7 protein-coding genes and 4 pseudogenes are annotated in these 9587 nt (G+C 55.9%); 6 read left to right on the forward strand and 5 right to left on the reverse strand.

Features of this window, described 5'->3' with window-relative positions:
- A pseudogene (gene tnpC, locus F758_RS46060) lies at positions 1-663 on the forward strand (IS66 family transposase); the annotation flags it as partial.
- Positions 664-892: 229 nt separating this feature from the next.
- On the opposite strand, the gene F758_RS0142005 reads toward tnpC, so the two are convergent.
- Together F758_RS0142005 and F758_RS0142010 are read right to left on the reverse strand one after the other, a co-directional pair.
- Positions 893-2269, reverse strand: a complete 1377-nt coding sequence (locus tag F758_RS0142005) for a hypothetical protein (RefSeq protein WP_157450530.1) — start codon at positions 2267-2269, stop codon at positions 893-895.
- 74 nt (positions 2270-2343) lie between these two features.
- Positions 2344-3432 carry a glycosyltransferase gene (locus F758_RS0142010; RefSeq protein ID WP_245286775.1) on the reverse strand — a complete coding sequence of 363 codons (1089 nt, stop codon included), beginning with the start codon at positions 3430-3432 and terminating at the stop codon, positions 2344-2346.
- A 396-nt stretch (positions 3433-3828) separates the two neighbouring features.
- On the opposite strand from F758_RS0142010, the pseudogene F758_RS52660 reads away from it, so the two are divergent.
- From F758_RS52660 to F758_RS0142035, 5 genes and pseudogenes are all read left to right on the forward strand, one after another.
- Positions 3829-4184, forward strand: a pseudogene (locus F758_RS52660) (ATP-binding protein); the annotation flags it as partial.
- Between the two features lie 368 nt (positions 4185-4552).
- Positions 4553-5644 carry a GDP-mannose 4,6-dehydratase gene (gmd, locus tag F758_RS0142020; RefSeq protein WP_024513382.1) on the forward strand — a complete coding sequence of 364 codons (1092 nt, stop codon included), beginning with the start codon at positions 4553-4555 and terminating at the stop codon, positions 5642-5644.
- 96 nt (positions 5645-5740) lie between these two features.
- Positions 5741-6778 carry a GDP-mannose 4,6-dehydratase gene (locus F758_RS0142025; protein ID WP_024513383.1) on the forward strand — a complete coding sequence of 346 codons (1038 nt, stop codon included), beginning with the start codon at positions 5741-5743 and terminating at the stop codon, positions 6776-6778.
- 241 nt (positions 6779-7019) lie between these two features.
- Complete coding sequence (locus tag F758_RS0142030) at positions 7020-7835, forward strand: ABC transporter permease (protein ID WP_084306154.1); 816 nt, start codon at positions 7020-7022, stop codon at positions 7833-7835.
- 4 nt (positions 7836-7839) lie between these two features.
- Positions 7840-8595: an ABC transporter ATP-binding protein gene (locus tag F758_RS0142035; protein WP_035725162.1), complete on the forward strand. Its 756-nt coding sequence runs from the start codon at positions 7840-7842 to the stop codon at positions 8593-8595.
- 98 nt (positions 8596-8693) lie between these two features.
- On the opposite strand, the gene F758_RS0142040 is transcribed toward F758_RS0142035, so the two are convergent.
- The 3 genes and pseudogenes from F758_RS0142040 to F758_RS50570 all read right to left on the reverse strand — a co-directional run.
- Positions 8694-9296 carry a plasmid pRiA4b ORF-3 family protein gene (locus tag F758_RS0142040; RefSeq protein ID WP_024513386.1) on the reverse strand — a complete coding sequence of 201 codons (603 nt, stop codon included), beginning with the start codon at positions 9294-9296 and terminating at the stop codon, positions 8694-8696.
- A pseudogene (locus tag F758_RS49065) lies at positions 9293-9463 on the reverse strand (transposase domain-containing protein); the annotation flags it as partial. The gene F758_RS0142040 and the pseudogene F758_RS49065, both read right to left, overlap by 4 nt.
- 10 nt (positions 9464-9473) lie before the next feature.
- Positions 9474-9587, reverse strand: a pseudogene (locus F758_RS50570) (IS630 family transposase); the annotation flags it as partial.

Raw genomic sequence — 9587 nt, forward strand, 5'->3', positions numbered from 1 at the left:
CGCGGTCCACGGGCTCAAGCTGCTCGAGGGCTATCGCGGCATCGTGCAATGCGACGGCTACGCCGCCTACAAGAAGATTGCCGCCACCCCGGGCGAGGCCATCACGCTTGCCTTCTGTTGGACGCATCTGCGCCGCCGGTTCTACGACATCGCCAAGGGCGGCGACGCGCCGATCGCGAGCGAAGCGNTGGANCGGATCGCTGCGCTCTATGCGATCGAGAAGACGATCCGGGGCATGAGTGCCGACGACCGGCGCCGGGTGCGCCAGGACAAGAGCACGCCGCTGGTGGCATCGCTCAAACCTGGTTCGAGCACCAGCTCACGTGCGTCTCCGCCAAGGCGAAGATCGCCGACGAAATCCGTTACGGCCTCAACCACTGGGATGGGCTGACCCGCTTCCTGGACGATGGCCACATCGAGCTCGATACCAACATAGTCGAGCGCCGCAAGAGCGCACTCTTCGCCGGCCATGATCACGGAGCGGAGAACTGGGCCAGCATTGCCTCACTCGTTGAAACCTGCAAGTTAACAGGCGTCGATCCGCAAGCCTATCTCACCGACGTGCTGACGAAGCTCGTCAACCTCTGGCCCGCCGCTCGCATCGACGAGCTTATGCCATGGGCTTGGGCCGTCGAACATTCGGCCGCTAAACTCGCCGCCTGACGCCTTCCGGCGGGAAATCAAGCCCCAGCGCCGTGCGGCCAGAGGGCCGCTTACGATCAGCCGGCCGAGGATTGCGACGACAAGCGCTGATTGCTTGATGACTTCGCACGTATCAGCGTATCAGCTCACGGGTGGCGCCCGCTTCCGCATCCTCATCGTGGTCGATGATTGCAGGTGCGGGGCTTGGCGCTGGTGGTTGACACCTCGCTCGTACGTGACTTGGCGCTGATCAGCATAAAGTTTGCCAAATAACAGCCTTATAGCTGCGATGGTCGAAAGCTTCTAAGTCCGTCTGAGTGCGTGGTTCGGCCTCGCGGGATGCCGCATTCTCTGGAAAGCCTTCTGCCGGCGTAACGTACCACAAAAGGAATAACAGTCCGCAACCGTGGGTAAGAAGTGCCGTGGAAAGCGGTACATTGAGTATAAGTTGGCAAAGCACGGAGCTCGAGATCAAGACCATTTGGTGTGCTAGCCGTCCCGAAAGGCAATTGCCAAGCCCGATAACGAGCCCGCAAGCAAGAGCTGATATTGGTGCCAACATCAGTCCGACCGATGCGATACCTTCCGTCGCAAACAAGGAGGCATTGTAGTTACCTAGTCCATATGTCTCTGCCAATGTCACGCCCAGCTGTTCCTGGTATGGGCAAGTCATTACAATCTTCGCTAATGATATTTGGCAGAAATAGGTGTGTGCATGATGGGCGAAAAATTCATTGTAGACCGCGAGCGCAGCTGACGGAATGTCGATCATTCGGACGGCGAATAGGTCAAAAATATCGTTGTGTCCCTTGACGAGGACGGCCACAAGGCCGATCAGAAGCGGAAGGCTGAGGCTCGCTATCGCCGCTATTCGAGCTTCAAACAGCCTGCCGAGCATAGCTACAAATAAGAGCCACGCGGGCGCAAACAGAGCGGTTTTACTCAAAGTGATCGGAAAGAAGAGAGCCATCAGCGTGAGGGAAGCTGCTGCGTTCCAGTACTGCCGACGTAACAGAAAGCATGCAAATGCATACGGCAGAAGCGCGCTTGAAAAGATCCCGGTCGCATACATTAAAGAAGTGGGAAACCTAAGCTCATTTCGTAATCGTGCGGTGAATAGTTCTGTCCGAAATTCGCTAAGGTTGCCGTAGTCGATCCGGAAATTGTATGCGGCTCCCGCCAAAATTGTAAGAAAAGCAAAGATCAGAATCAGCAACAACACGAGCTCGAAAGCGCGACAGGAAAGCTTAAATGCGGTTCTGGGTCGCGAACCAAAAAACAGAGCGGGAGCCAGAAATAAAATCATTGAACACAATGCCGAGACAGCAGCAAGATTGTGATCATAGCTTCGGCTGGTAAAAGTGTTCAGGAACAAAAATCCTACGAGCATCTGATACAGATAAAAGCTCACGAAGTAGCCGAAGCTGAACTCCGCAAATCCGAAGATCAATGCGACCGGAAAGGATAATGCAAGTACGACCGTCGGTGTAAGCGATGCGGGCGAAGAGTAGCTAAGGGTTAGCGCCGGGTGGTACCGCAGAGCGTATATCATCGCGAGGCAAACCGCAGCTGTGTGAGCTACGATCAACGATATGATCACCAGACGTGTATCGAGCTTGGTTGGCATGAGTTGTCTAAGGCGTTCTATGGTGGGGGGTCCTGCAGGTAGCGCTGAAGTTTGCAATGATCACCGTGCAGGGACTAGGCCCCAGCGGCAACGTCAGTTCGTCCTAGAACATCCAAGTACACTTTCTTTACGCCGCGTATAAATTTCTTTTGGTCGTACAGTTCTTTCGAGCGCCTCTTGCCTGATCGGCCTAATCGTGATGCCAACGAAGCATCCTCGAGAATTTCGTTAAGTGCTGACGCGAGCATGTTGGGATCATTCGGCGGGACAGTCAGAGCTTCTAAGTTATGCCTGGCGACACGTGGCACCGCGGTCGGAAGGGAGGTGTTTACGATGGGTACTCCAGCGGCCATCGCTTGCAGCTGAACCAATCCGAAAGCTTCTGCTTGTGTAACAGAAGGAAACGCGAGAACCCGCGCTGCATGCAAATATGATTTCACCTCGCTGTCGCTAACAAATCCAAGGAAAGATACACGATCTGAAACCCCGAACTCGACGGCCATCCTTTCGAGTTCGTTTCGAAGACTCCCTTCTCCAATGAGCACCAAGTTGCCTTCGACCTTCTTGAGGGCCTGAATTAGTACAGCGAATCCCTTGTACGGAACCAGCCGCCCTAGAGCGAGAATCAATCTGGGGTGTTTCCTTCTTAGGATTTCCGCCTTGGTGATCTCTTGAGGTGAACAACACGACCAGTAATCGATCTCGATCCCATAGGGTACCACGACGCATTTTGCTCTGAATGGCTGGAGGAAGCGCGAATTACTTATGGCTGACTGGTCGGCAACCAGAATCCGGTCCGCTCGCTCCAAGCTTCGCGTGATCGCGGGGGCGACAAGCCATCGGAGCTGGGAATAGCTCGTGACGTCGGCGTGCCAGAATACGACGACGCCTATACGGTTAGAAATTCGCGGAATTGAAAGGTCCGCGAGTGGAAATGGTGCGTGGTGGACCACGATATCGAAATCGGCGGCGCGACGACGAAGAGCAAAAGGGTAAGTAGGGGCCAACGGGGTGGAAAACAATGTCCCGAAGGATCCCACGGCCTCTACGGGCGTGCCGTCGATGGTTTCGCGCCGATACCACCCGCGCGTTCGGGCGACAAGCACGCGATTATCTATCGACTGTCTGGGCTCGCGACTTAGAGCTGAGATAACAGAAGGCACTCCGCCTTCCAAGTCGCCGCGATACACCTTATAGGTGTGGAGGATTTTGAGAGGCTCAGTCGTCATTGGTCCGAGCTACAGATTTATGTGCCGTGCACCGAACTGGACTGAGGGGCTGTCGGTCGCACACAAGCGGCTTTCGTTCCCGATATTCACGCCGAGAGGATAGAGGAGCTTGTTTCTGCCAAATTTGTTATACTCAATTCGACGAACGCACCAGACTTAAACGTTAGCGAATTTTGCTTCACATCGGCTTCGATCGATGCCACTCGGACGACGGTGTTCCGTGGTCGTGTGGCCGATTCGTCGAAACTAATGAATTGTTACTGTTTTTCGCGGCTCCGATCGCGACTGGTCAAGACGCAATTTGATCCTCATTTGCGAATGTGGTGTTGAGCGTACGGCGCGCATCTGTTCTTTCAGCTAGTCAGCCGGCGGTACGAAACCGGCGCCATGCTGATCACTTCAAACCGCAGCGTTGCCGAATGGGGCACCGTATTCGGCGATCCGGTGGTTGCGATCCTCGATCGGCTCCTGCACCCCAGCCACTGCTGACCATCCGCGGCGACAGAAACCGGCTCCGTGCCAAGCGAAAGAGCGGCCTCATCAAGCCGCCGGTCGCTGACGGCCCTCCAGTCGGCCGCGTCTCCCGCCGTTCCGTCGCGGCGGAGCCAACCTTCAATCGAGATCATGAACCCGAGGGCGGGGCAGTTCTTCATGACGCAAAGTGGGCAGTTCCGTATGGCGTTTGACATTTAAGCTTGACTGGCGCTTTGCTCATTCCCCGAGCCAAGGAACGAGCTCAGATTACCCCAGGTCCTGCACTTGCTGCCATGACGCACACCGATGTGGGATCGGCTGGATCGAATTCGTATGCGAAGACGAGGCGGTGATGTCGGGACCGCCTCAAGCCTCCAAGAACATGACAAATCTCCTATTCGTTCGCAGGCAGACTCAATTTTGTCAAAAAGATGGTTTCCCGCAGCGGGCAATTGTAAATGCTGGTTGCACAAGCTAATGCTTTGGCCTCATTCATGGGGCCGGAGGTCGCATTTTTTTGGGCCGAACCCTACAGACGAGCGTAAGACTATAATCCATTGTAACAACGGGCTGAATCTGGATGTCTAAGAAAACCGCCCTGATCACCGGAATCACGGGGCAAGACGGAGCCTACCTTGCGGAGCTGTTGCTCTCCAAAGGCTATGGCGTACACGGAGTCAAGCGGCGGACCTCGCTGTTTAATACCGATCGAATAGACCACCTGTATCACGACCTTCATGAAAAAGGTCATGACTTCACGCTACATCACGGAGATCTGACGGATTCGTCGAGCCTCATTCGCATCGTGCAGCAGGTGCAGCCTGACGAGATCTACAACCTAGCAGCGCAGAGCCATGTGGCGGTGTCGTTTGAGGAGCCGGAATACACGGCCAATTCAGACGGACTCGGCACCCTGCGTCTGTTGGAGGCGATCCGTATTCTGGGACTGCAAAAGAAGACTCGGTTCTACCAGGCCTCGACCTCGGAGCTTTATGGACTTGTCCAGGAGGTGCCGCAGAAGGAGACCACACCGTTCTATCCGCGATCGCCCTATGCTGTCGCGAAGCTCTATGCCTATTGGATCACGGTGAACTATCGCGAAGCCTATGGCATCTACGCTTGTAACGGCATTCTCTTCAACCATGAGTCGCCGATCCGCGGAGAGACATTCGTGACCCGCAAGATCACTCGCGCGCTGGCGCGCATCAAGCTCGGCCTGCAGGAGAAGGTTTATCTCGGCAATCTTAATGCGCTGCGCGACTGGGGGCATGCTCGGGACTATGTGGAAATGCAGTGGCTGATGCTGCAGCAGGACAAGCCGGAGGATTACGTAATCGCCACCGGCGAGCAGCATTCTGTACGCGAATTCGTCGAAGTCGCTGCCAAGGAAGTTGGCATCTCAGTTCGCTGGCAAGGCACCGGCGTCCTGGAGAAGGGCTATGACGTGACAACTGGTAAATGCATTGTTGAGGTCGATCCACGTTACTTCCGGCCGGCGGAAGTCGAGACGCTGCTCGGCGACCCGTCCAAGGCGAAGCGCAAACTTGGCTGGTCGCCCGCGACATCTTTTTCACAACTTGTGACCGAGATGATGCAAGAGGACCTAAAGTCGGCGCAGCGGGACGAGTTGGTCAAGCAGCACGGTTACAGGCATTTTAACTACCACGAATAGGATGCGGTCGGCTGGATGAGATCGGCTTGTGATTAAGGCGCGCGGAGGCCGGCGAGGCGGTCAAATGGACCAACACGAGCGTATGGGGACGATTCATTGACGAAAGCCGCATTGGTAACTGGTGCGACGGGGCAGGATGGCCGCTATCTGGTCGATCTGCTGCGGCGTCATGGCTATATTGTCCACGCACAGTCGCGACGCGCGCCGCTTCCGTGCGCGGTCGATGACGGGATCCGGTGGCATGTCGGTGATCTCGCGAGTGGTGCTTTTCTCGAGCAGCTTATCGCGGAGACGCAGCCTGACGAAATCTACAATCTCGCCGCCGTATCCCGGCCAATAATGTCGTGGCAGGTTCCGCGAGAAAACGCCGAGATTAATGCCTTCTTGCCGCAGAACATCTGTGAGCTGGTGCTGAAGCATAAGCCCGCAGCCCGTATCTTCCAAGCGTCGTCGTCGGATATTTTTGGCGACGGCTTCAACGAGCGGCAAAATGAGCACACTCATTGTGTGCCGAAATCACCTTATGGCGTCGCCAAGCTATACAGCCATCGCATCATTGGCGCCTATCGGAAGCAGTATGGTATTCATGCTTGCTCGGGCATCCTGTTCAATCACGAGAGCCCATACCGACCGCTATCGTTTGTGTCGCAAAAAATCGCCTATGCGGCTGCCGCCGCTGCATCCGGGCTGAAAGATACTCCAGAACTCGATGAACGCGGCCGGCCGATCCTTTCGGATGGTAAGCTTCTCTTGGGCGACCTAGGAGTGCGGCGCGATTTCGGCTTTGCTGGCGACTATGCCGAAGTCATGCACATGATCCTGCAACATCCGATGGCGGACGATTATGTGATTGGCACCGGCGAGGATCACTCGATCCAGGAGTTTTGCGAGCTCGCCTTCCAAACGGTCGGCCTCGACTGGACCCATTATGTCAGCGTGGATCCGAAACTTATTCGAAAGACGGACAGTCACTATACGCACGCGGATCCGGGAAAGCTGCGGTCAGTTTTCAACTGGCGCCCGAAAGTAATGTTCCCTGAGCTCGTCGCGACGATGGTCGAGGCGCAGGTCAAGAGGGTTCGGGAGGAGATGGCATTGCAACGATCTTGTAGTTCAGGCATGAAGTTGACCTGATTTTGCGGACAATGGTCTCAATGCAGGTTTGTTGCACCTACAGGATCTATCTGCCGGAGGCCCCGGTTGGCTCGTCGGCTAGGTACGGCCGGCATACCCGCGCCCGCGCCTAATACGATCAATCAATGTCTCCGCAGTGGATGCAGACAATTTGCAGGGAAGCTGTTGAGTAGCAGCGTTCGGTTCCGTGACAACTATATCAAAGCAAATGCGCAATGGCAGATCGCAACGTGAGGTGGCGATGCCGATGATCGCGCGAGGGCAGAAACACGGCCACTTGCGCCTTGCGATCCAGGACGTCATCGATGGCGCGGCGCTGTGGCGGCTATGGGGGAAGCTTGGCTGGAACGATATCCTGCAACGCTATCGGCGCTCGCTCCTCGGCCCACTGTGGCTCACCGCCAGCATGGCGATTATGGTGCTCGCGCTGGGCGTCGTTTACGCAAAGATACTCAAGATCGCGCTGCATGACTTCATGCCGTTTCTCTGCGTTGGATTGCTAATCTGGGGGTTGGTCAGTTCAGTTCTGACCGAAGCGGGATCGCTATTTACGGGTGCGGAATCTTACATCAAGCAGATTCGGCTGCCGTATTCGGTCTACGTCTATCGCTTCATATGGGCGAAAGTCATCATCTTCGCGCACAATTTTGTCATCTATTTTGGTATCGTAGTCTATTTTCAGATGTGGCCGGGTTTCATCGTTCTTTCCACTATTCCCGGATTTCTCTTGGTGACACTCAACGGCCTGTTCACCAGCCTTTATCTCGGCATGATTTCCGCGCGTTTTCGCGACGTTCCGCAGATTGTTGCCAGCGTGGTGCAAATCGTTTTCTTTTTGACACCGATCATGTGGAAGCCAGAATTGCTGGGAGGCCACTCAGTTTTGATGACCTTGAATCCGTTCTATCATTTGGTCGAGGTGGTTCGCGCGCCGCTGCTGGGCCAAGAACCTTCTGCGATCAACTATATCGCCGTAATTCTCGTCACTGGAGCAAACTTTCTGCTGGCTGCTGCCTTTTTTGTCCGTTTTCGGGCGCGCATCTCGTATTGGGTCTGAGTTTATGTCGAAACCTGTCCTCGGTCTCGATCACGTCAGCGTCTCGTTTCCGGTCTATCATGGCGGCTCGCGATCGCTGAAGAAAAGTCTGTTGTCTCGCGGCTCGGCGGGTCGCATTGCCCGCGACGCTGACGATCGGATCACGATAGATGCGCTGCGCGACGTATCCTTTTCACTTGATAGCGGCGATCGACTTGCGCTGATCGGGTCGAACGGTGCTGGCAAGACCACGTTGCTGCGCGTGATGGCGGGCATTTACGAGCCTATGGCCGGCGCTGTGACCGTGCACGGGCGCATTTCGCCGATGTTCGACATTGGGCTCGGCATTGATGGTGATTTGAGTGGTTATGACAATATCCGCCTGCGTGGCCTCCTGCTAGGATTGTCATCGAGTGAGATCGATCGGCTGTTACCGGACATCGCCGAGTTTACGGAATTAGGTGACTACCTCGATATGCCCGTGCGAACCTATTCATCGGGTATGACGCTGCGACTGACCTTCGCCGTTGCTACCTGTTTTGAGCCGGAGATTCTGCTAATGGACGAGTGGATTCTTGCGGGTGATGCGCATTTCATGGACAAAGCACAAACACGCATCGACTCTTTTGTCCAAAAGGCCAGCGCTCTGGTGCTGGCGTCACACAACCTTGATGTCTGCCGGAGGTGGTGCAATAAGGGGCTATGGCTGCAGCGGGGAGAGGTGCGGTCATTTGGCGAGATTGCCAGTGTAATTGAAAGTTATCAGGCGGCCGCGATCTGAGGTACCTAGGATCGGGACTCCGTCATCGGAATCGAATTGTTGGGGTGCATAGATGGTAAGCTTAGCCCTGCGGCCCTTTTGATTGACGCTTGACGTCTCTATTTTGTCCGCGTGGCGCGTCGCCGCGGCTTCCATGCGTCGGACAACGCGTTGACGGCAGCCTCGAGCGCCTTCCGGTCGACGACGTTGGGATCGAACCGCTCCGGGCCCCAGAGGCGCATATGTTCGTGCTCCGGATGGGTGGGGTCGCTGATGGCGTCGAGATATTCTTCATATCCCGGCGCACCGCCGACGTCTTCCGGAGGACACCGACCGGCGGTCTCAAGCAGGAGGGGAAGTCCCTCTGTGGTCGTGTTGTCGAACCATTTTTCGAGCTTGATCACATGGTCCCAGCTGTCGCCGAAGTCATAGAGATAATGGATCGTCTTGGCGCCGGTCTCGCGAACGATATCGCAGAGCCGCGCCTTGCTGGCATCGATCGGCTGGGGGCCAAAATCACCGTCGGGATCGGGGGTGCCCCAACGTTCTTCGCCGACGAGGAACTCGAAGAGGTGGCTGTTTGTCCAGCCAAACGCCGCCTGCAGCGTCAGATGCAGCCGATCAAGGCGCAGGGTGACGGGTACGACAAGGCGACGCATCACCTCCGGCTTCACGTCCTTGAGGATCACCTTGATCCGGACCGCGGTCGTGTTCAGGCTCATGCCGCCAGCCTCAAATCGTGAGCATCCATCGTGTAGGTCGATGCCCAGGGAAGCAGTTCGTCCAGTCGCGCCGCAGGCCAACCATTGACGAGCTTCGCGTGAACGTCAGCGAGCCAGTGCTCGGCATTGACGCTATTGAGCTTACAGGTCTCGATTAGCGAAGCTAGTCACGTGAATCTAAAGTTCGCCACATAATGTCTGCTGGGCTTTGTGGCAGAAGCGTTTGACGGAAGCCAAAATCTGGTCCGCGGACTTGGTCCATCTGAAGGGTTTCGGCTTCTTATTGTGCAG

The organism is Bradyrhizobium sp. ARR65, assembly GCF_000472385.1.
In the GTDB taxonomy this organism is placed as follows: domain Bacteria; phylum Pseudomonadota; class Alphaproteobacteria; order Rhizobiales; family Xanthobacteraceae; genus Bradyrhizobium.

Excerpts from the sequence above, each read along its gene's own strand:
- F758_RS0142005 (WP_157450530.1), bottom strand. The coding sequence starts at position 2,269 with ATGCCAACCAAGCTCGATACACGTCTGGTGATCATATCGTTGATCGTA.
- gmd (WP_024513382.1), top strand. The coding sequence starts at position 4,553 with ATGTCTAAGAAAACCGCCCTGATCACCGGAATCACGGGGCAAGACGGA.
- F758_RS0142040 (WP_024513386.1), bottom strand. The coding sequence starts at position 9,296 with ATGAGCCTGAACACGACCGCGGTCCGGATCAAGGTGATCCTCAAGGAC.
- F758_RS0142030 (WP_084306154.1), top strand. The coding sequence starts at position 7,020 with ATGCCGATGATCGCGCGAGGGCAGAAACACGGCCACTTGCGCCTTGCG.
- F758_RS0142035 (WP_035725162.1), top strand. The coding sequence starts at position 7,840 with ATGTCGAAACCTGTCCTCGGTCTCGATCACGTCAGCGTCTCGTTTCCG.